20 protein-coding genes and 2 tRNA genes are annotated in these 20,095 nt (G+C 62.4%); 5 read left to right on the top strand and 17 right to left on the bottom strand.

The annotated features are described in order from the left end of the window. Positions 1 to 71 precede the first annotated feature (71 nt). Complete coding sequence (locus H6X51_RS15100; RefSeq protein ID WP_185268300.1) at positions 72 to 1,253, top strand: acetyl-CoA C-acetyltransferase; 1,182 nt, start codon at positions 72 to 74, stop codon at positions 1,251 to 1,253. A 9-nt stretch (positions 1,254 to 1,262) separates the two neighbouring features. On the opposite strand, the gene thpR is transcribed toward H6X51_RS15100, so the two are convergent. Further along, complete coding sequence (gene thpR, locus H6X51_RS15095; RefSeq protein ID WP_185268299.1) at positions 1,263 to 1,793, bottom strand: RNA 2',3'-cyclic phosphodiesterase; 531 nt, start codon at positions 1,791 to 1,793, stop codon at positions 1,263 to 1,265. 45 nt (positions 1,794 to 1,838) lie between these two features. On the opposite strand from thpR, the gene H6X51_RS15090 reads away from it, so the two are divergent. Next, positions 1,839 to 2,534 carry a pseudouridine synthase gene (locus H6X51_RS15090; RefSeq protein WP_185268298.1) on the top strand — a complete coding sequence of 232 codons (696 nt, stop codon included), beginning with the start codon at positions 1,839 to 1,841 and terminating at the stop codon, positions 2,532 to 2,534. 80 nt (positions 2,535 to 2,614) lie between these two features. Continuing rightward, positions 2,615 to 3,184, top strand: a complete 570-nt coding sequence (locus tag H6X51_RS15085; RefSeq protein ID WP_185268297.1) for a hypothetical protein — start codon at positions 2,615 to 2,617, stop codon at positions 3,182 to 3,184. Here the strand turns inward: H6X51_RS15085 and H6X51_RS15080 are convergent, their stop codons facing one another. Next, positions 3,185 to 3,550: a SpoIIAA family protein gene (locus H6X51_RS15080; protein ID WP_185268296.1), complete on the bottom strand. Its 366-nt coding sequence runs from the start codon at positions 3,548 to 3,550 to the stop codon at positions 3,185 to 3,187. A gap of 275 nt (positions 3,551 to 3,825) precedes the next feature. Between H6X51_RS15080 and H6X51_RS15075 the strand changes: the two genes are divergently transcribed. Next, on the top strand, positions 3,826 to 4,302 hold the full coding sequence (locus H6X51_RS15075) for a hypothetical protein (protein ID WP_185268295.1): 477 nt from the start codon (positions 3,826 to 3,828) through the stop codon (positions 4,300 to 4,302). Positions 4,303 to 4,389: 87 nt separating this feature from the next. Here the strand turns inward: H6X51_RS15075 and pnp are convergent, their stop codons facing one another. The 15 genes from pnp to rlmE all read right to left on the bottom strand — a co-directional run bounded on the left by pnp (position 4,390) and on the right by rlmE (position 19,630). After that, complete coding sequence (pnp, locus tag H6X51_RS15070; RefSeq protein WP_185268294.1) at positions 4,390 to 6,498, bottom strand: polyribonucleotide nucleotidyltransferase; 2,109 nt, start codon at positions 6,496 to 6,498, stop codon at positions 4,390 to 4,392. A gap of 93 nt (positions 6,499 to 6,591) precedes the next feature. Continuing rightward, positions 6,592 to 6,861 (bottom strand): 30S ribosomal protein S15, encoded by a 270-nt coding sequence (rpsO, locus tag H6X51_RS15065; RefSeq protein ID WP_185268293.1) that lies wholly within the window; start codon positions 6,859 to 6,861, stop codon positions 6,592 to 6,594. A gap of 145 nt (positions 6,862 to 7,006) precedes the next feature. Then, complete coding sequence (gene truB, locus H6X51_RS15060; protein ID WP_185268292.1) at positions 7,007 to 7,927, bottom strand: tRNA pseudouridine(55) synthase TruB; 921 nt, start codon at positions 7,925 to 7,927, stop codon at positions 7,007 to 7,009. A gap of 2 nt (positions 7,928 to 7,929) precedes the next feature. Next, positions 7,930 to 8,316 carry a 30S ribosome-binding factor RbfA gene (gene rbfA / locus H6X51_RS15055; protein WP_185268291.1) on the bottom strand — a complete coding sequence of 129 codons (387 nt, stop codon included), beginning with the start codon at positions 8,314 to 8,316 and terminating at the stop codon, positions 7,930 to 7,932. 158 nt (positions 8,317 to 8,474) lie between these two features. Continuing rightward, a complete protein-coding gene (gene infB / locus H6X51_RS15050; RefSeq protein WP_185268290.1) occupies positions 8,475 to 11,006 on the bottom strand; it encodes a translation initiation factor IF-2 in 2,532 nt (843 codons plus the stop codon). A gap of 64 nt (positions 11,007 to 11,070) precedes the next feature. Continuing rightward, entirely contained in the window at positions 11,071 to 12,552 is a 1,482-nt protein-coding gene (nusA, locus tag H6X51_RS15045) for a transcription termination factor NusA (protein ID WP_185268289.1), read from the bottom strand. Positions 12,553 to 12,604: 52 nt separating this feature from the next. Further along, complete coding sequence (rimP, locus tag H6X51_RS15040; RefSeq protein WP_185268288.1) at positions 12,605 to 13,060, bottom strand: ribosome maturation factor RimP; 456 nt, start codon at positions 13,058 to 13,060, stop codon at positions 12,605 to 12,607. A gap of 117 nt (positions 13,061 to 13,177) precedes the next feature. Continuing rightward, positions 13,178 to 13,254, bottom strand: a tRNA-Met gene (locus H6X51_RS15035). A 102-nt stretch (positions 13,255 to 13,356) separates the two neighbouring features. Next, positions 13,357 to 13,441 (bottom strand) — tRNA-Leu (locus tag H6X51_RS15030). Between the two features lie 12 nt (positions 13,442 to 13,453). Further along, positions 13,454 to 13,828 carry a preprotein translocase subunit SecG gene (gene secG, locus H6X51_RS15025; RefSeq protein WP_185268287.1) on the bottom strand — a complete coding sequence of 125 codons (375 nt, stop codon included), beginning with the start codon at positions 13,826 to 13,828 and terminating at the stop codon, positions 13,454 to 13,456. After that, a complete protein-coding gene (gene tpiA / locus H6X51_RS15020) occupies positions 13,828 to 14,586 on the bottom strand; it encodes a triose-phosphate isomerase (RefSeq protein ID WP_185268286.1) in 759 nt (252 codons plus the stop codon). Before tpiA ends, secG begins: the two co-directional genes overlap by 1 nt. Before the next feature lie 66 nt (positions 14,587 to 14,652). Then, a complete protein-coding gene (gene glmM, locus H6X51_RS15015; RefSeq protein WP_185268285.1) occupies positions 14,653 to 15,999 on the bottom strand; it encodes a phosphoglucosamine mutase in 1,347 nt (448 codons plus the stop codon). Positions 16,000 to 16,053: 54 nt separating this feature from the next. Then, entirely contained in the window at positions 16,054 to 16,911 is an 858-nt protein-coding gene (gene folP / locus H6X51_RS15010; RefSeq protein WP_185268284.1) for a dihydropteroate synthase, read from the bottom strand. Between the two features lie 7 nt (positions 16,912 to 16,918). Next, entirely contained in the window at positions 16,919 to 18,859 is a 1,941-nt protein-coding gene (ftsH, locus tag H6X51_RS15005; RefSeq protein WP_185268330.1) for an ATP-dependent zinc metalloprotease FtsH, read from the bottom strand. Positions 18,860 to 19,006: 147 nt separating this feature from the next. Next, a complete protein-coding gene (gene rlmE / locus H6X51_RS15000) occupies positions 19,007 to 19,630 on the bottom strand; it encodes a 23S rRNA (uridine(2552)-2'-O)-methyltransferase RlmE (protein WP_185268283.1) in 624 nt (207 codons plus the stop codon). A gap of 100 nt (positions 19,631 to 19,730) precedes the next feature. Here rlmE and yhbY point away from each other — a divergent pair, with 100 nt between their 5' ends. Further along, the gene (yhbY, locus tag H6X51_RS14995) at positions 19,731 to 20,045 is read left to right on the top strand and encodes a ribosome assembly RNA-binding protein YhbY (protein WP_185268282.1); all 315 of its coding nucleotides are present in this window, start codon (positions 19,731 to 19,733) and stop codon (positions 20,043 to 20,045) included. The last annotated feature ends 50 nt before the right edge of the window (positions 20,046 to 20,095 follow it).

Here is a 20,095-nt window from a genome sequence, read left to right as displayed (position 1 = left end):
GAAGGTGATTGTCCAATCCAGGCGAGACCTCTATTCTTGCCGTTCTCAGGACAACAACAGAGGTAGCGTGCATGCATGAGGTCGTGATTGTGGCTGCCACCCGAACTGCCATCGGCAGTTTCGGTGGCCAGTTCGCCGGCGTTCCCGCCCATCAGTTGGGCGCAACCGTCATCCGGGCTCTGCTCGACCAGACCGGAATCGATCCGGCCAGTGTGGACGAGGTCATTCTCGGCCAGGTATTGACCGCCGGCTGCGGGCAGAACCCTGCCCGCCAGGCCTCGGTACATGCCGGCCTGCCGCACAGCGTTCCGGCGCTGAACATCAACAAGGTCTGCGGCTCGGGGCTGAAGGCGGTGCATCTGGCCGCCCAGGCCATCCGTTGCGGCGATGCGCAGATCATGATCGCCGGTGGGCAGGAGTCGATGAGCCTGTCGCCGCACCTGCTGCCGACTTCCCGCACCGGACAGCGCATGGGCAACGGCCAACTGGTCGACAGTATGATCAATGACGGCCTGTGGGACGCCTTCAACCATTACCACATGGGCATTACCGCCGAGAATCTGGCCGAGCGCTACGAGATCAATCGCCCGCAACAGGACGCCTTCGCCCTGGCCTCGCAGCAAAAAGCCGTGGCCGCCCAGGAGGCTGGGCGCTTCGCTGCCGAGATCACTCCGGTACTGGTGCCCCAGCGCAAGGGTGATCCCCTGAGCATCGACCAGGACGAGCAGCCCCGCGCCGCCACCACCCTGGAATCGCTGGGCAGGTTGCGCCCGGCATTCAAGGCCGATGGCACGGTCACCGCCGGGAATGCCTCGAGCCTGAATGATGGCGCCGCCGCCGTCATGCTGATGAGCGCCGAGAAGGCCAGCGAGCTGGGCCTGCCGGTACTGGCCCGGATCGCCGGCTATGCCAGCTCCGGGGTGGACCCGGCGGTGATGGGTATCGGTCCGGTCAGCGCCACCCAGCGCTGCCTGGGCAAGGCCGGCTGGAAAGTCGAGGAACTGGACCTGGTGGAGGCCAACGAAGCCTTCGCCGCCCAGGCCCTGGCAGTGGCCAGCGAGCTACGCTGGGATCTGGACAAGGTCAATGTGAATGGTGGCGCCATCGCCCTGGGGCACCCCATCGGCGGTTCGGGTTGTCGCATCCTGGTGACATTGCTGCATGAGATGCAGCGCCGTGACGCCCGCAAGGGCCTGGCGACGCTGTGCATCGGCGGCGGTCAGGGCGTGGCCCTGGCGCTGGCACGCGACTGAATCCTCCGCTCAGAGCAACCTGAAGCGCTGGAGCACCTCGTAGCGCACGCCCTGGTCGCCACGACTGCTGAGAAACAGGCAGATGTGGTCGACCGGGAAGGCCGGCAGTGACAGCTGCGCATGCCGCTGCAGAAACGCCTGCAACGGCATGCCTTGCCGAACTCGTGCCAAGGTGATGTGAGGCGTGTAGGAACGCTCATCCGGCACCAGCCCGAGCGGTAGCAGGCGCGCCTCCAGCCGTTGCTGCAACTGGTAGAGCAATGGCGTCCCGGCAACCCCGGCCCAGAGCACCTGCGGTCGCGCGGGAGTACCAAAGTAACCCACACCCTGTACCTTCAACTCGAACTGCGGGCCGGGCACATCCACCAACACCTCGGCCATCCGTCGGGCATGTTCCTCATGCACCTGACCAATGAAGTTCAACGTCAGGTGCAACTGTTCCGGCTGGTGCCAACGGGCCCCGGGATGCGCCTCACGCACCTTGGCCAGGGCCTGTTTGACCACGTCCGGCAATTCGATACCGACAAATAAGCGCAGCATGGCAACCCCATTGAACATGTCTGAACAGGTCTATAATAGCGCTCCATGCGCCTCGACCAATTCATTGCCAAACATACCGAATACAGCCAGCAAACCGCCCGGCTGCTGATCGCCGCTGGCCGGGTACAGGTCAACCATCAAACCGCCCGTGACGGGCAACAGAACATTGACCGCTTCACCACCGTGCAACTGGACGACAGGCTGCTGCAGCAACAGACCGCGCTGTACTTCATGCTGCACAAGCCCGGCGGTTATCTCAGTGCCACCCGCGACCCGGTTCACACCACCGTGATGGAGCTGTTTGCGCAGCCACTACGCCAGCACCTGCATATCGCCGGACGACTGGACCGCAGCACCACCGGCCTGCTGATCCTGACCAATGACGGTCTCTGGTCCCGACACCTTACCGAGCCTGGCAGACGCATCCCCAAGGTGTATCTGGTGAGCACCGCCGAACCGATCGCCGGGCACGCCACCGCGTGCTTCGAACGAGGTATTCACCTGGCCCGCGAAGGCGTTGATACCTCCCCGGCCCAGCTGCAGCTGCTCTCCCCTTGCCAGGCCCGCCTGACCATCCATGAGGGCCGCCATCATCAGGTCAAGCGCATGTTCCATGCGGTCGGCAACCGGGTAGTGGCCCTGCACCGGGAAAGCATGGGCGAGATCGCGCTGGATACCAGGCTGGCACCCGGCGAATATCGGCCATTGAGTGCCCAGGAGGTCGATTCGGTGGGGCGGTAAGGCCCTGCCCCTCGCCGCTTGGTTTGCCGGAAAGCCAATTGCTATGCTGAAGAGACCACAGCAATCCGAAGGCGACGCTCATGCATACCATCATTGCGGGACGATTCGAGCTGCAGGATCAGGCAGATGCCGCTCTGGCGGCGCTACGACGAGCCGGCTTCCACAACGAAGCCCTGGCTGCGTTCTACCTCAACCCCAACGGCCAGCATGACATCTACCCCATCGGCGGTGACGATGAAAGCTCTGCCGGTGCCCGCCATTCCGGGGTCGGCGCGGCCAAGGGCGGCGGCATAGGTGCTGCGGTCGGTGCTGCAGCCGGTGCGGTGGCAACTCCGGTCATCGGTCCTGTCGGTATCGCTATTGGCGCCGGTGTCGGTGCTTATACCGGTTCACTGATCGGTGCCGTCAGCAGTACCGACGAGGAATCGGATGTGGACGAGCAGACCGGCCGCCCCTCCGCCGAACAGCCGAAGGTGACCGAACGCGCGCCAGGTGTGCTGGTCGCGGTGCGGGTTGACGAGCAATCCCGCCAGACCGCCATCGATACGCTGAGAAGCAGCGGTGCCGCGGATGTGGAACAGACCGTCGGTGACCTGCGCAACAGTCAATGGCACGATTTCGATCCGCACACAGTGGTCAAACGGGTCTGATCAGGAAACCAGCCAAGCCTGCGCCTCCGCTTCCTGTTCTGGAGCGAAGGATTTCACCTGCAGGCCGGGAATCACTGCTCCCTCGATTTCGCTGAGCTTTCTGATCCAGTCCTTGGCGCAGACCACTGCACAGCGGTCGAACTGCCGCACCAGACGGAACAGTTGCGGCAGGTGCGACAGTTCCACACCCAGGGCTCCGGCCGTGGGCATCTGGAAATCACCCACGCGTATCAGCATGCGTCCATGCTCAATGCCGCGCGCCTGACTGAACAGCTGGCCCAGGCAGGCGCGCATGCCTTCCTTGTCCAGCTTGCCGGAGAACACCATATCCAGCCGATTGTCACCGTTGCGGGTTATCTCGAACATGTCCCCTCCTGATCGTCTGTGTGTCGTACTCATCAGCAGTATAGACAAGCCTCGCCATTAGCCTGTCGCCGATTTAACGATCATGCCGCCACCGGCACCCCGAATAATGAAAGTCCGCAGCGGCGTGATCGTTCCCTCTTCCGACGCTGCGCGCCACCTTCTCCCAGGACGGGAGAAGGTCATCAGATGGCGTCGCTGCGCGACTTTCACGCTAAAGATGGAATCTTTTCGCCGGCGCCAGCGTCAACCGAAGACATAGACGCGGAGGTGAAATGATGAACAGGCATCCCCATGAGCCCGATGAGCAAGCCCTCACCGAAGCCGCTCGGCGCCAGGCCGAAGCCGACAATCGTGAGGCGCCCGATGACCGGCCAATGGGCCCGGTCGGCAACGTCCCCAGTCGATCCGAGTCCGCCGAGCGCGCCGGCGAAGCCGGGCTGACCGAGGCCTCCATACCCGGCCATGGCCCGACAGCCGACGACGCCACCCCGGAAACCCTGATGCCGGATGATGGCTCCCGCTCGCCACAGGAGGCCGCCGCCGATGCAGGTGCGGCGGATGCCGAGCTGACGGAGGTCGGCAAGGGCGGCGCCGGTGGTCGCTATGGATTGGATGAAGCAGAGCTGGGACGGGTCAAGCCGCTGGATGGCAAAGCCTGGGATGGTGATCCGAGCGAACCACTGTCACCGGAAACCGCCACCGAGGAAGGACTGAAGGCCCCGCCCAGCAGCGAACCGGATCAGTCCGATTGAGTAAACCGCAGACATGAAAAACCCCGGCGCAGCAACTGGCCGGGGTTTGTTCAGACGCCGCTGGCGGGCAGCGGCGCGCAGGTTGCGTCAGACGCCGCTGTTTTCAGCCGCTTCGACGTCCTTCATCGACAGCTTGATACGGCCGCGGTTGTCCACGTCCAGTACCAGTACCTTCACTTCCTGGCCTTCCTGCAGTACGTCGGTGACCTTCTCGATACGCTGGTTGGCGATCTGCGAGATGTGTACCAGACCGTCCTTGCCCGGCAGGATGCTGACGAAGGCACCGAAATCGACGATGCGCTCGACCTTGCCGGTGTAGACCTTGCCGATCTCGGCCTCGGCAGTGATACCGTCAACCCGCGCCTTGGCGGCATTGGCGGCGTCCTTGCTGGCGGCGAAGATCTTCACGGTGCCGTCGTCGGTGATGTCGATCGAGGCGCCGGTCTCTTCGCAGATGCCGCGGATGGTCGCGCCACCCTTGCCGATCACGTCGCGGATCTTGTCCGAGTCGATCTTCATGCTGATCATGGTTGGGGCGTTGGCCGACAGTTCCTTGCGCGACTCGGGCAGCACGTCGTTCATCTGCTTGAGGATGTGCAGACGCGCGTCGTGGGCCTGATGCAGGGCCAGTTCCATGATCTCTTCGGTGATGCCCTTGATCTTGATGTCCATCTGCAGCGCAGTGACACCCTTCTCGGTACCAGCCACCTTGAAGTCCATGTCGCCCAGATGATCCTCGTCACCGAGGATATCGGTCAGTACCGCAAACTTCTCGCCTTCCTTGACCAGACCCATGGCGATACCGGCTACCGGTGCCTTCAGCGGTACACCGGCGTCCATCAGTGCCAGCGACGCGCCACAGACCGAGGCCATGGAGCTGGAACCGTTGGACTCGGTGATCTCGGAGACCACGCGGATGCTGTAGGGGAACTGGTCCATATCGGGCATGACCGCCTGGATACCGCGGCGGGCCAGACGACCATGACCGATTTCACGACGACCGGTGCCACCCATGCGACCACACTCGCCCACCGAGTAGGGAGGGAAGTTGTAGTGGAACATGAAGGGATCTTTCTTCTCGCCTTCCAGGGTGTCCAGCAGCTGCGCATCGCGGGCGGTACCCAAGGTGGTGACCACCAGCGCCTGGGTTTCGCCGCGGGTGAACAGCGAGGAGCCGTGGGTGCGATCCAGCACGCCGACTTCGATGTTCAGCGGGCGCACGGTCTTGGTGTCACGGCCATCGATCCGCGGGTTGCCGTTGACGATGCTCTCGCGCACGGTGCGGTATTCGATTTCGCCGAAGGCGTCCTTGACTGCACCGGCAGAGGGCTTGCCTTCTTCATCGCCGGCCAGCGCCGCGATGGCGGCATCACGCAGCTCGCCCAGACGGGTGTAGCGCGATTGCTTGTGGGTGATGGTGTAGGCTTCGCTGATACCGGCGCCGAACTGGGACTTGATGGCATCCAGCAGCACGGTGTTTTCCGCAGCCGGCTGCCAATCCCAGGCAGGCTTGCCTGCTTCGGCGGCCAGTTGCTTGATCGCCTCGATGGCCGGCTGGAATTCCATGTGGGCGAACAGTACCGCGCCCAGCATCTGGTCTTCGGTCAGTTCCTGTGCTTCGGATTCAACCATCAGCACGGCGTCTTCGGTACCAGCCACGACCATGTCCAGACGCGAGGTCTTCAACTGCTCGTAGGTAGGGTTCAGCACGTAGCCCTGGACGTCGTCGAAGCCGACGCGAGCACCTGCGATCGGGCCGTCGAAGGGGATACCGGAAATGGCCAGCGCGGCGGAGGTGCCGATCATCGCGGCGATATCCGGATCGGTGGTCTTGTTGGTGGAGACCACGGTGCAGACTACCTGGACTTCATTCATGAAGCCTTCGGCGAACAGTGGGCGGATCGGGCGGTCGATCAGACGGGAAGTCAGGGTTTCCTTCTCGGTGGGCCGGCCTTCACGCTTGAAGAAGCCACCGGGGATGCGGCCTGCCGCGTAGGTCTTTTCGATGTAATGGACAGACAGGGGGAAGAAGTCACGACCGGCATCGGCGTTTTTCGCGCCCACCACGGTTACCAGGACGCTGACTGCATCATCAATGCTGACCAGAACCGCACCCGAGGCCTGGCGCGCAATGCGACCGGTCTCCAGGGTAATGGTGTTATTGCCTAACTTGAACTTTTTGATAACCGGTTTCACGGTGTCTTCTCTCTCTATTTGCTGTATTTGCCCTTCGGGAAACTCTGGGCACGGTCGGGTTTCGGACCCGACCATGTCCAAACGGGACTGGTCTTAGCGACGCAGACCCAGGCTGCCGATCAAGCTGCTGTAACGGGCCAGATCCTTGCTCTTCAGGTAGTCCAGCAGCTTGCGACGCTGGTTAACCATGCGGATCAGGCCGCGACGGGAGTGGTGGTCCTTCTTGTTGTCCTTGAAGTGACCCTGCAGCTTGTTGATGTTTGCAGTCAACAGAGCTACCTGGACTTCCGGAGAACCGGTATCGGCTTCACCACGTGCATACTCGGATACGATTGCAGCTTTTTCTTCAACGCTCAGTGCCATGACAGCTATTCCTCTGAGGTAACAGGCCGGGATTTGCGTCCCGTGTTTTAAATCGAGCAATGACCGTGCCTGTTGACAGCCACCCTCGTTGTGACCCTCATGGGTCCACTTCCAGCCGGCGCTACTGCAGCGCCGGCAAAATCATTCAGCCATTGAAGCGCATCAGGCGCTTGGGTGCCACCCGGGCGTCATCAGTCATCTCGCCGATGCCGATGAAGCGCCCCTGGTGATCGCACAGCCGCACCATGCCGAACGCCGGGCTACCCGGCACGCGTACCGCCTGACCGTGATTGAGGTAGTAGGCAGTCTGCTCGGTGAGATTGACTATGGGCCAGTCCTCGAGCCCGCTGTCGATCGGCAGCAACAGCCGGTCCAGCGCCAAGGCGCCCCCCTCGGCATGCAGCGCCTCGAGTGTTTCCAGGGTCACTGCCCGGGCCAGATCGAACGGCCCGGCCTGTACCCGGCGCAGCTCGGCGACGTGCGCACCGCAACCCAGAGCGGCGCCAAGGTCCTCGACCAGCGTGCGGATATAGGTGCCCTTGCTGCAGTGTACCTGCAGGCGCAAACGGTCCCCTTCCAGCCCGAGCAGCGTCAATTGGCGTATGGTAACAGATCGGGGCTTGCGCTCCACTGTTTCACCGGCACGGGCCAGTTTGTACAGCGGCTGGCCATCATGCTTGAGTGCCGAGTACATCGGCGGGATCTGCTCGATCTCGCCGGTAAAGCGCGGTAGCAGTGCCTGCACCTCGGCCAGGGTGACCTGGCAGGGCTTGATTTCCAGCACCTCGCCCTCGGCATCACCGGTACTGGTGGTCATGCCCAGCCGCGCCTCGGTGATATAGGTCTTGTCCGCATCCAGCAGGTACTGGGAGAACTTGGTCGCCTCGCCCAGGCACAGCGGCAGCACGCCACTGGCCAGTGGGTCGAGACTGCCGGTATGGCCGCCCTTGCTGGCATTGAACAGCCAGCGCACCTTCTGCAGGGCGGCATTGGAGGACATACCCAGCGGCTTGTCGAAAATCAGTATGCCGTCGACATCACGGCGTTTGCTGCGTGGCGCCGACACGTCTACTCCTCATCATCCCTGGCATGCTGGCGATCCTCTGCCACCGCACGCTCGATAAGGGAGGACAGGTGCACGCCGCGGCGCACACTTTCATCATAATGAAAATGCAGCTGTGGAATGCTGCGCAGCTTCATGACACGCCCCAGCTGTACCCGCAGGAAGCCGGAAGCATCCTTGAGCGCTGCCAGATTGAGCGCGATATCCTCGTCACTGGCCTCACCCATCAGGGTAATGAAAATCTTCGCGTGCGCCAGGTCGCGGCTGACTTCAGCGGCGGTGACGGTAATCATGCCCACCCGCGGGTCGCGCACTTCGCGCTGGATCAGCAGGGCCAGTTCGCGCTGCATCTGATCCGCCACCCGTTGGGTACGGCTATATTCTTTGGCCATATCTAAACCCCTGGCTGCAAGCCTTCAGCGGCAAGCAGCGAGCTGTTGGCTGCAAATCGTCACTGGCGCCTGCAACCCTGTATTGATACCTGCTGAATAGACGACAAACGGCCCTTTCCGGACCGCTTGTCGCTTGCAGCTTGGTGCTTGTCGCCGGGTTACAGCGTGCGTGCCACCTGGACCCGCTCGAATACCTCGATGCGGTCGCCGACCTTCACATCGTTGTAGTTCTTCACGCCGATACCGCATTCCATGCCGTTGCGTACTTCGGCGACGTCATCCTTGAAGCGGCGCAGCGATTCCAGCTCACCCTCGTAGATGACCACGTCTTCGCGCAGTACACGAATCGGACGGTTGCGATACACGGTACCCTCGATGACCATACAACCGGCCACCGCGCCGAACTTGGGCGAACGGAACACGTCACGCACTTCGGCGACGCCGAGGATCTGCTCGCGCACATCGCTGCCCAACATGCCGGACAGGGCCTTCTTGACGTCATCGATGATCTCGTAGATCACGCTGTAGTAGCGCAGGTCCAGGCCCTCGGCCTCGATTACCTTGCGCGCCGAAGCATCGGCACGGACGTTGAAACCGAAGATCACCGCGTTCGACGCCAGCGCCAGGTTGGCGTCGGTTTCGGTGATGCCACCCACGCCGCCGGACACGATCTTGACCTGAACCTCGTCGTTGCCCAGCTCGTTGAGCGAACCCTGCAGCGCCTCGAGAGTACCGCGCACGTCGGTCTTGATGACGATGTTGAGCGTCTTCTTCTCGCCCTGGCCCATGTTCTCGAACATGTTCTCCAGCTTGGCCGACTGCTGCCGGGCCAGCTTGATCTCGCGGAACTTGCCCTGACGGAACAACGCCACTTCACGGGCCTTCTTCTCGTCGGCGACCACGGTCATCTCGTCGCCGGCTTCCGGCGTACCATCAAGACCCAGGATCGCCACCGGAATGGATGGACCCGCTTCCTTGACGTTGTTGCCATTCTCGTCAAGCATGGCGCGCACCCGGCCATGGTTGACCCCGGCCAGCACCACGTCGCCCTGACGCAGGGTACCGTTCTGCACCAGCACGGTAGCGATCGGGCCACGGCCCTTGTCCAGGCGCGACTCGATCACCACACCACGTGCAGGTGCCGCCGGCTGAGCCTTGAGTTCGAGCACTTCAGCCTGCAGCAGGACCGCTTCGAGCAGCTCGTCGATACCGGTACCGACCTTGGCCGAGACGTGGACGAACATGGTGTCGCCACCCCATTCTTCCGGAATCACATCGCGGGCAGCCAGGTCGTTCTTGATCCGATCGGGATCGGCTTGCTCCTTGTCGATCTTGTTCACCGCCACCACCAGGGGTACACCGGCGGCCTTGGCGTGCTGTACGGCTTCCTCGGTCTGCGGCATCACGCCGTCATCGGCGGCTACGACCAGGATCACGATATCGGTGGACTGGGCACCACGTGCACGCATCGCGGTGAACGCGGCGTGACCGGGGGTATCCAGGAAGGTGACCATGCCGCGCTCGGTTTCCACGTGGTAGGCGCCGATGTGCTGGGTAATCCCGCCCGCCTCGCCGGAGGCGACCTTGGTGCGACGGATATAGTCCAGCAGCGAGGTCTTGCCGTGGTCGACGTGGCCCATGACGGTCACCACCGGGGCGCGACTGACTTCCTCGCCCTCGAACTGCATGGCCGCCGCCAGGCGGTCTTCCAGGTCGCTTTCCTTGACATGCTTGACCTGGTGTCCCATGTCCTCGGCGACGATGGTCGCGGTGTCCTGGTCCAGCACCTGGTTGATGGTCACCATGTTGCCGTTCTTGAACATGTACTTGATGACCTCGGCCGCCTTGACCGACATCTTCTGGGCCAGCTCGGCCACGGTGATGGTTTCACCGATTACCACTTCTCGCACTATAGGTCCTGTCGGCTTCTCGAAGCCGTGCTGATTACGTTTCTTCTGCGCCTTGAGCTTGCCGGCACCACCACGACGGCGGGCACCTGCCTCGTCGTCATCGGCCCGCGCACCACTGCGGCCCTTGCCCGGGCCACCGGCGCGCTTGCGGCTGCGCTCGTCTTCCTCGGCACGGTCCTTACGGCGCTGCTCGTCCTTCTTCTTCGCCGCCGCGGCCGGGGATGGAGCGGCCTCTGCACGCGGCTCTTCGGCTACCACGGTCGGCGGCGCCTCGACCACAGACTCGGCGGGCGCTGCGGGCTCGGCCTGCTGCGCCTGAGCCTGCGCCTGGGCGGCCTGTTCTTCGGCGGCCAGACGCGCCGCTTCCTCGGCAGCCTTGCGGGCTTCCTCTTCCTCGGCCAGACGCCGCGCCTCGGCGGCAGCCTGACGGGCTTCTTCGGCGGCGCGCAGTTCTTCCAGCTCGCGCTGGCGCTCGGCTTCCAGGTCTACTTCATCACGCTTGACGTAGGTGCGCTTCTTGCGTACTTCCACATTGACGGTTTTGCTACCCGCCACTTTCAGGGTGCTGACGGTTTTACGCGTCAGGGTAATCTTGCGCGGCTCCTGCGCGGAGTCGCCATGGGCGCTTTTCAGGAACGTCAACAGGCGCTGCTTTTCTTCGTCCGACACGGACTGTTCCGCACGGGTATGTGTCAACCCTGCTTCCTGCATCTGTTGCAACAGGCGCTCTACCGGCGTGCCTGTTACCTGAGCCAATTCTTTGACCGTCACTTCCGCCATTCACTTTCTCCTCAGTCGGGGACCTGGCGTTACCGCCGGGTGATGCTGCTGCCAGCCGACCGGTTTATTCAAACCAGGGTGCCCGGGCTGCCATGATCAGGGCACCGGCACGGGCTTCGTCGATTCCATCTATGTTCAGCAGGTCATCCACGGATTGTTCCGCGAGGTCTTCCATGCTGAGAATGCCTTGGGCGGCGAGCTGGAATGCCAGGGCGCGATCCATGCCCTCCATGTTCAGCAGATCGTCCGCAGGCTGGACCTCTTCCAGTTTTTCCTCGTTGGCAATCGCCTTTGTCAGCAGGCGATCCTTGGCCCGAGAGCGCAATTCGTTGACGATATCCTCATCGAAACCGTCGATTTCCAGCATCTCCTCCATGGGTACGTAGGCAATTTCCTCCAGGGAGGTGAAGCCCTCGTCGACCAGGATCTGCGCCAGTTCCTCGTCCACGTCCAGCTCGTCGATGAAGCTGCGCAGCACATCGCCGGTCTCGGCTTCCTGCTTGGCGCGAATGTCATCTTCGGTCATGACGTTCAGTGTCCAGCCGGTCAGTTGGCTGGCCAGCCGGACGTTCTGGCCGCTACGGCCGATGGCCTGGGCCAGGTTGTCCTCGGCCACGGCGATATCGATGGTATGGGTATCTTCGTCCAGGATGATCGAGGCCACCTCGGCCGGGGCCATGGCGTTGATCACGAACTGGGCCAGGTTGTCGTCCCACAGCACGATATCCACGCGCTCGCCACCCAGTTCGCCGGATACCGCCTGCACGCGCGAACCACGCATGCCGATGCAGGCGCCCTGCGGATCGATGCGCTTGTCCTTGGAGCGTACCGCGATCTTCGCACGGGAACCCGGATCACGGGCCGCGCCCATGACCTCGATCAGTTCCTCGGAGATCTCCGGCACCTCGATGCGGAACAGCTCAATGATCATTTCCGGACAGGCGCGCGACAGCACCAGCTGCGGGCCGCGGTTCTCCACACGAATATCCTTGAGCAGTGCACGGATACGGGTACCGGTACGGAAGGTCTCGCGCGGGATCATTTCCTCACGCGGCAGCACCGCCTCGGCATTGTTGCCCAGATCGACGATGACGCTGTCACGGGTAACCTTCTTCACCGTGCCGCTGATGATCTCGCCGAGACGGTCACGATAGGCATCGACCACCTGGGCGCGCTCGGCCTCGCGGACCTTCTGCACGATGACCTGCTTGGCGATCTGCGCAGCAATACGTCCGAACTCGACGGATTCGATCTTCTCTTCGACCACATCACCGACGTTCAATGCAGGATCGCGCTCGTGGGCCTGATCCAGAGCCAGTTGCATACCGGGTTCTTCAAAGTCGTCATCCACCACCACGGTCCAGCGACGGAAGGTGTCGTAGTTGCCGGTCTGGCGGTTGATCGCCACCCGGACATCCACTTCATCTTCGTAGCGCTTTTTGGTGGCCGTGGCCAATGCCAGCTCCAGAGCCTCGAAAATGACTCCGGGCGGTACGCCCTTCTCATTGGAAACGGATTCCACAACCAGCAGCACTTCTTTGCTCATCGTATGCCTCGCCTAACGCCATCCATTGGGGCCACTGGAGCCCGAAAAATGCTCAAAACCGCGGAATGATATGACTCTTGTCGATGGAATCGATCGGCAGCAGGTACTCATGATCCTCAACCTGCAACACCACCTCATCGCCTTCCACCCCGCGGATGACACCCTGAAAATTCCGCCGGCCTTCATAGGGCACGCGCAATCTGATCTTCGCCTGCTCGCCGACATAGGCGGCAAACTGTTCGAGAGTGAACAGCGGCCTGTCCATTCCCGGGGAGGACACCTCCAGAGTGTAATCACCACTGATCGGGTCTTCCACGTCCAGCACCGCGCTGGCCTGCCTGCTGACCGTCGCACAGGCTTCCACGCTGACGCCATCGGGGTGATCGATATACACGCGCAGCAGGCTGTGACGCCCCTGCGACAGGAACTCGATCCCCCAACAACGATAGCCTAGAGCCTCGACAATCGGGACCAACAGGCTCTCCAACTCGGTAACTTTGCCGGACAATTTCACCGCCTTTCTTTCACGAATAAAAAATGGGCCTGAAAGCCCATCCTGGTTCCGGCCACTTCATCTCAGTGAAGTCCGGAGTTAACAAAAAGCCCCTGAAAAGGGGCCTTTGACTGGTTGCGGGGGCAGGATTTGAACCTACGACCTTCGGGTTATGAGCCCGACGAGCTACCAGACTGCTCCACCCCGCGGCGAATCCGAGGCATGAATTATACGCCCGGCGACCAAACAAGACAACCTGACGCATTCTGCCTGAAAGCAACAAGGCCTGCATGACGCAGGCCTTGTCTGATTGGTGCGGAAGATGGGACTCGAACCCATACACCCTAAGGCACTACCCCCTCAAGATAGCGTGTCTACCAATTCCACCACTTCCGCAAAACTGTTGGCTCAATCGACGACAGGTACATCGTCCGTCGCAGGAGCCTGAGGAGCCCGCTCTTCAAGAACAGGTACATCTTCACTGACTGGAGCCACCGGCTGGCTCTGCAGGGCCGGAACCGGCAAGCCTGCATCGCGAACCTGACCGGCCTTGTGACTGGCATAGTAAGCCAGACCCAGCGAGGTCAGAAAGAATACAGTGGCCAGCACCGCTGTCAAGCGGCTCAGAAAAGTCGCCGAACCCTGGCTGCCAAAAACCGTGCCGGACGCGCCCGAGCCAAAGGAAGCACCGGTCTCCGCGCCCTTGCCCTGCTGAATGAGGATCAACCCCACCAGCGCAATAGCGACCAGAAGATGCACAATCACAACAACGGTTTCAATCATTAAACTTGTCCCGCGGCACGAGCGATCGCACCAAATTCATCTGCGTTGAGAGAGGCTCCACCCACAAGCCCTCCGTCGATATCCGGCATGCCGAACAATGCCTCGGCATTCTCCGCCTTGACACTGCCGCCATAGACGATCTGCACACACTGCGCCTGTTCGTCATCCTGCAACGCCAGACGTGCACGGATCATCGCATGCACTTCCTGCGCCTGCTCCGGTGTAGCGGTCAGACCGGTACCAATCGCCCAGACCGGCTCGTACGCCACCACACCCTGGGCCAGCCCGCCAACGCCGAAGATATCCAGCACCGCCTGCAACTGACGCCCGACCACTTCCGCGGTCTCGCCCGCATCATACTGCTCGCGCGTCTCGCCGACACACAGGATCGGACGCAGACCACAAGCCAGCGCGGCGGCGAACTTGCGACAGATCACCTCGTCGGTCTCGCCGAACAGACTGCGCCGCTCGGAATGACCGACCAGCACATATTCACATCCCGCATCGCGCAGCTGAGCCGGAGATATCTCACCGGTCAACGCACCTGGCTCGGCCTGGTGGGCGCAACTCTGGCCGGCCAGTCGCAGCGGCGATGCAGTCAGCGCTTCGCGGCATTGCTGGACATACAGTGCCGGCGGAGCGATCAGCAGATCAACCTGTTCCGGCCACTGCTGCGCATTCAACCCGGAGAGCAACTCATCAACGGAGTGCCGTGTACCGTACATTTTCCAGTTTCCGGCGACCAGCGGACGACGCATGCCTAACCTCTCTGCTCAAGCGGGCGCCAATGTTAACCAAGTTGCCAGCACGACACAACCGCCTTTTCAGCCAGCGGCGAACATTTTCTCCACCTGCGCCGCCAGCGCCTCGGCCTCCCGACTAACCTGGGCGGCATCCTGGCCTTCGACCATCACCCGGATCACCGGCTCGGTCCCGGACAGGCGCAGCAGCACCCGGCCAGCCTTGCCCAGCCGGCCCTCGGCATCGGCCACCGCCGACTTCAGCGCCGGCGACTCCAGCGGCGAGCCGCCGTTGTTCTGATAGCGTACGTTGATCAGCTTCTGCGGACATTTGTTCATGCCCTTGCACGCCTGCCCCAGGGTCTTGCCCGACATACGCAGCGCGCGCAGCACCTGCAGCGCGGCGATGATGCCGTCGCCGGTGGTGGTATGGCGCAGGCACACCAGATGCCCGGAGGACTCGCCACCCAGCGTCCAGCCGCGCTGCTGCAGTTCGGCCATCACATAGCGGTCACCGACCTTGGCGCGGACAAAGGGAATGTCCCGCTCACGCAGGGCCAGCTCCAGACCCAGATTGCTCATCAGCGTGCCGGCGACACCACCTTCCAGCAGGCCGCGCTCGTACAGGTCCAGGGTCATGATGTACAGCAGCTCATCACCGTCGACCGAATTGCCCTCGGCATCGACCATCATCACCCGGTCGCCATCACCATCGAAGGCGATACCCAGGTCAGCCTGGCGCTCGACCACCGCGCGGCCCAGCGCCGCCAGATCGGTGGAACCGACGCCAGCGTTGATATTCAGCCCATCCGGTGCTGCGCCGATCACGCTGACCTGCGCGCCGAGCTCGGAGAACACGCTGGGGGCTACCTTGTAGGTGGCGCCGTTGGCGCAATCGAGCACTATCTTCAGGCCCTTGAAGCTGGTACTGGTCGGCACACTGCTCTTGCAGAACTCGATATAGCGGCCCGAGGCATCCTCGACCCGCGCCACCTTGCCCAGCGCACTGGACTCGACCACCTGCATGGGCGAATCGACCAGGCGCTCGATCTCGTGTTCGAGGGTATCCGGCAGCTTGGTGCCCTGGGCGGAAAAGAACTTGATGCCATTGTCGTAGTACGGATTGTGCGACGCACTGATGACGATCCCCGCATCGGCCTTGAAGGTCCGCGTCAAGTAGGCGATGGCCGGGGTCGGCATCGGCCCGAGCAGCTGCACCTGGGCACCTGCGGCGGACAGCCCGGCCTCCAGTGCCGACTCGAACATGTAACCGGAAATCCGCGTGTCCTTGCCGATGACCACCCGGCACTGACCGTCGTGCCTGAAGGCGGTGCCGACCGCCCAGCCGAGCTTGAGCATGAATTCCGGGGTAATCGGGTGGGTGCCGACCAGGCCTCGAATGCCGTCGGTGCCGAAATAGCGCTTTTCCATATAGGAGTGTCCTGACTCAGTAAAAATCGGTGAAAACCCGGTGGCGACCGGCTGTCAGCCCTGCCCCGCCGCCATCACCGCCTCCGCCATGCGCACGGCATCGACGGTTTCCGCTACATCATGCACCCGAATGATACGCGCACCCTTGGTCACCGCAAGTACCGCCAGCGCCAGACCACCGGCCAGACGCTGGTCCACCGGTCGGTCCAGGGTCTGGCCGATCATGCTCTTGCGCGACACGCCGACCAGGATCGGCAGGTCGAGGGGACGCAGATGCTGCATGGCGGCAAACAGCTCGAGGTTGTGCTGCAGGCTCTTGCCAAAGCCGAATCCCGGGTCCAGAACCAGCTTGGCGCGGTCGATGCCAGCGTCCAGGCAGGCTTGGACACGCTGTTCGAGGAAGGAGTTCACTTGCCCCAGCACCGATTCATACTGCGGCGCCTGCTGCATGGTCTGTGGCTCGCCCTGCATGTGCATCAGGCATACCGCCAGACCCGAGTCGACCGCCGCCTGCATGGCGCCCGGACGACAGAGTGCGCGAATATCGTTGATCAGCCCGGCACCGACCGACGCCGAGCCGCTGATCACTTCCGGGGTACTGGTATCGATCGACACCACGGTATCGAAGCGCGCCTTGATGGCCTCGACCATGGGCACCACCCGATCGACTTCCTCCTGCACGCCGACCAGCGCGGCGCCGGGCCGGGTCGACTCGCCGCCGATATCGATCAGCGTCGCGCCGGCGGCCAGCATCTGCTCGACATGCGCCAAGGCGGCATCGCGCCGAGTGTAGCGGCCACCGTCGGAAAACGAATCAGGGGTGATATTCAGAATACCCATGACCTGGGTACGGGAAAGGTCAAGCTCCCGGTCGCCGCAAGGCAACCGGGAGTTATTGCGGACTTGTGTCATGCTGCTCTCAGTGTTCGCCTGCCGGACCGCCGATCACACCGTCATCACGGGGCTCGTCCTTCGACTCTGGCGCAGCATCGTCCTGTGAGCTTGCCGCCGTGCCGGGACCACGACGGTCGTCGTCCGCCCAGCCCTTGGGCTCGCGTGCCGGCTTGCCGGCCATGATGTCATTGATCTGCTCGACATCGATGGTCTCGTACTTCATCAACGCTTCAGCCATACGGTCCAGCTTGTCGCGGTTCTCCTCCAGCAGGCGCTTGGCGGTGTCATAGCACTCGTCAATAATGCGGCGCACCTCCTCGTCGATCAGCCGCGCTGTCTCACCGGATACGTTGGTGTGCTGGCTGCCGGCACTGCGACCAAGGAACACCTCACCTTCTTCCTCGGCATACATCAGCGGACCAAGCTTCTCCGACAGGCCCCACTTGGTCACCATGTTCCGGGCCAACTGGGTGGCGCGCATGATGTCGTTGGAGGCGCCGGTGGTCACACCATCGAAGCCCAGGGTCATTTCCTCGGCAATACGGCCGCCGAACAGCGAGCAGATCTGGCTGATCAGTGCACGCTTGGACAGGCTGTAGCGATCTTCCTCGGGCAGGAACATGGTCACACCCAGCGCCCGCCCGCGCGGAATGATCGAGACCTTGTACACCGGGTCATGCTCGGGCACCAGGCGCCCGACGATCGCATGTCCCGACTCGTGATAGGCGGTGTTGAGCTTTTCCTTGTCGGACATGACCATCGACTTGCGCTCGGCGCCCATCATGATCTTGTCCTTGGCCATCTCGAATTCGTTCATCTCGACCAGACGCTTGCCGGCACGGGCAGCGAACAGCGAGGCCTCGTTGACCAGGTTGGCCAGGTCGGCGCCGGAGAAACCAGGGGTACCACGGGCAATCGAAGACGGAACCACGTCGTCACCCAGCGGCACCTTGCGCATATGCACCTTGAGGATCTGCTCGCGACCGCGGATATCGGGCAGGCCGACCACCACCTGGCGGTCGAAACGGCCCGGACGCAGCAATGCCGGGTCGAGCACGTCAGGGCGGTTGGTCGCGGCGACCACGATGATGCCGTCGTTGGCCTCGAAACCGTCCATTTCCACCAGCAACTGGTTCAGGGTCTGTTCGCGCTCGTCGTGACCACCACCCAGCCCGGCACCACGATGCCGACCCACGGCATCGATCTCGTCGATGAAGATGATACAGGGCGCGTGCTTCTTGGCCTGTTCGAACATGTCACGCACACGGCTGGCACCGACACCGACGAACATTTCCACGAAGTCCGAACCGGAGATGGTGAAGAACGGCACCTTGGCCTCGCCGGCTACCGCCTTGGCCAGCAGCGTCTTACCGGTACCCGGCTGCCCGACCATCAGCACACCGCGGGGGATATGCCCACCCAGGCGCTGGAACTTGCCCGGATCGCGCAGGAATTCGACCAGTTCGCTGACCTCTTCCTTGGCCTCGTCGCAACCGGCGACATCGGCGAAGGTGGTCTTGACCTGGTCCTCGGACAGCATCCGTGCCTTGCTCTTGCCGAAGCTCATCGGCCCGCCGCGGCCACCGCCGCCGCCCTGCATCTGGCGCATGAAAAACATGAAGATGGCGATGATGATCAGGATCGGGAAGCTGGCGATCAGCAGCTGGGTCCAGATGCTCTGGCGCTCGGGCTGCTTGCCTTCGACCACCACGTTGTTGTCCAGCAGGTCGCCGATCAGGCCATTGTCCTGGATCGCCGGGCGCACGGTCTTGAACGTTTCGCCGTCGCGACGCTTGCCGGTAATGACGAAGCCGTCCACGGTCACGCGTTCGACCTGGCGATCGTTCACCAGCTCGAGAAATTCGGTGTAGTTCAGCGTACGCGGCTCGGCGGGACTGCTGAAATTGTTCATCACAGTCACCAGCACCGCAGCGATGATCAACCACAGAATGAGGTTTTTCGCCATGTCGTTCAAATTGCTATCCTCTTGCCCCGCCACCTGGATGATCGGAGCCTGGCTGTATTCGTCGTTTATCCGGCCTGTCTACCTTACACCAGATTCCACTACCACGGCAGTTCCGGCTGTGTAACGCGCTATGTCACCTGTTGCTGGTCACTCGCCCTTGAAGCCACGACCCAGCAGGTAGGTTTCCCGCGAGCGATCCCGGGAAGCACCCGGCTTGCGCGTGACGATCTTGTCGAAACGACTGCGCATCTCCCGGAAATACTCGTCGAAACCCTCGCCATGAAACACCTTGATCAGGAAATCGCCACCGGGACGCAATACCCGACCGGCCATGTCCAGCGCCAGTTCGCACAGATACATGGCGCGCGGCTGATCGACGGCAGGCGTACCACTCATATTGGGGGCCATGTCGGAAATAACAAGGTCCACCGGCTGACCGCCGATCGCCCCGAGGATCGCCTCGAACACCTCATCCTCGGTAAAGTCACCCTGGATGAACACCACATCCGCGATACTGTCCATCGGCAGGATATCGGAGGCGATGATCCGCCCCTTCTCGCCGATCAGCCGACTGGCGACCTGCGACCAGCCACCCGGCGCCGAGCCCAGGTCGAGCACGGTCATACCCGGGCGCAGCAGCCGATCCTTCTCCTGGATCTCCAGCAGCTTGTAGCTGGCTCGGGAGCGATAGCCGTCCTTCTGCGCCTGTTTGACATAGTGATCGTCGAAATGTTCTTTCAGCCAGCCCTTGCTGGTCTTTGATCTTGCCACGGAATACCTCATGCAGCGGATCGCGCCGCCGGTTATACTAGGCTCCTTTATCGATACTCATCTCTCGACACTCATCGAACAGGAACTCATACGGATCATTATGGCGCTCAGCTCTGAACAGAAGAAAGCCTACAAACGCATTGCCCACCACCTCAAGCCGGTAGTGATCGTCAGCGAGCAGGGTGCCAGTGAAGGCGTTCTGGCCGAGCTGGATCGCGCCCTGAGCGATCATGAACTGATCAAGATACGCATCACTGTGGGCGACCGCGAGACCAAACAGGCGCTGATTGGCGAAGTCTGCCAGGCCACGGGGGCGGAGCTGGTGCAGGTGATCGGCAAGATGGTCGTGCTGCTGCGGCGCAACAAGAAGCCCAACGCCAATCTGTCCAACCTGGTGCGTTTCAAGGACCTCTGAGCTGTCCTCTGCCACCGCTGATCGCGCCGGGGCGGTGCTCCCACAAAAGG

Source organism: Halopseudomonas xiamenensis (assembly GCF_014219065.1).
Lineage (GTDB): Bacteria > Pseudomonadota > Gammaproteobacteria > Pseudomonadales > Pseudomonadaceae > Halopseudomonas > Halopseudomonas xiamenensis.
This window is presented reverse-complemented; position numbering and strand designations above follow the sequence as displayed.

Excerpts from the sequence above, each read along its gene's own strand:
- H6X51_RS15100 (WP_185268300.1), top strand. The coding sequence starts at position 72 with ATGCATGAGGTCGTGATTGTGGCTGCCACCCGAACTGCCATCGGCAGT.
- thpR (WP_185268299.1), bottom strand. The coding sequence starts at position 1,793 with ATGCTGCGCTTATTTGTCGGTATCGAATTGCCGGACGTGGTCAAACAG.
- H6X51_RS15090 (WP_185268298.1), top strand. The coding sequence starts at position 1,839 with ATGCGCCTCGACCAATTCATTGCCAAACATACCGAATACAGCCAGCAA.
- H6X51_RS15085 (WP_185268297.1), top strand. The coding sequence starts at position 2,615 with ATGCATACCATCATTGCGGGACGATTCGAGCTGCAGGATCAGGCAGAT.
- H6X51_RS15080 (WP_185268296.1), bottom strand. The coding sequence starts at position 3,550 with ATGTTCGAGATAACCCGCAACGGTGACAATCGGCTGGATATGGTGTTC.
- H6X51_RS15075 (WP_185268295.1), top strand. The coding sequence starts at position 3,826 with ATGAACAGGCATCCCCATGAGCCCGATGAGCAAGCCCTCACCGAAGCC.
- rpsO (WP_185268293.1), bottom strand. The coding sequence starts at position 6,861 with ATGGCACTGAGCGTTGAAGAAAAAGCTGCAATCGTATCCGAGTATGCA.
- rbfA (WP_185268291.1), bottom strand. The coding sequence starts at position 8,316 with ATGGCCAAAGAATATAGCCGTACCCAACGGGTGGCGGATCAGATGCAG.
- infB (WP_185268290.1), bottom strand. The coding sequence starts at position 11,006 with ATGGCGGAAGTGACGGTCAAAGAATTGGCTCAGGTAACAGGCACGCCG.
- nusA (WP_185268289.1), bottom strand. The coding sequence starts at position 12,552 with ATGAGCAAAGAAGTGCTGCTGGTTGTGGAATCCGTTTCCAATGAGAAG.
- secG (WP_185268287.1), bottom strand. The coding sequence starts at position 13,828 with ATGATTGAAACCGTTGTTGTGATTGTGCATCTTCTGGTCGCTATTGCG.
- tpiA (WP_185268286.1), bottom strand. The coding sequence starts at position 14,586 with ATGCGTCGTCCGCTGGTCGCCGGAAACTGGAAAATGTACGGTACACGG.
- glmM (WP_185268285.1), bottom strand. The coding sequence starts at position 15,999 with ATGGAAAAGCGCTATTTCGGCACCGACGGCATTCGAGGCCTGGTCGGC.
- folP (WP_185268284.1), bottom strand. The coding sequence starts at position 16,911 with ATGACACAAGTCCGCAATAACTCCCGGTTGCCTTGCGGCGACCGGGAG.
- ftsH (WP_185268330.1), bottom strand. The coding sequence starts at position 18,859 with ATGGCGAAAAACCTCATTCTGTGGTTGATCATCGCTGCGGTGCTGGTG.
- yhbY (WP_185268282.1), top strand. The coding sequence starts at position 19,731 with ATGGCGCTCAGCTCTGAACAGAAGAAAGCCTACAAACGCATTGCCCAC.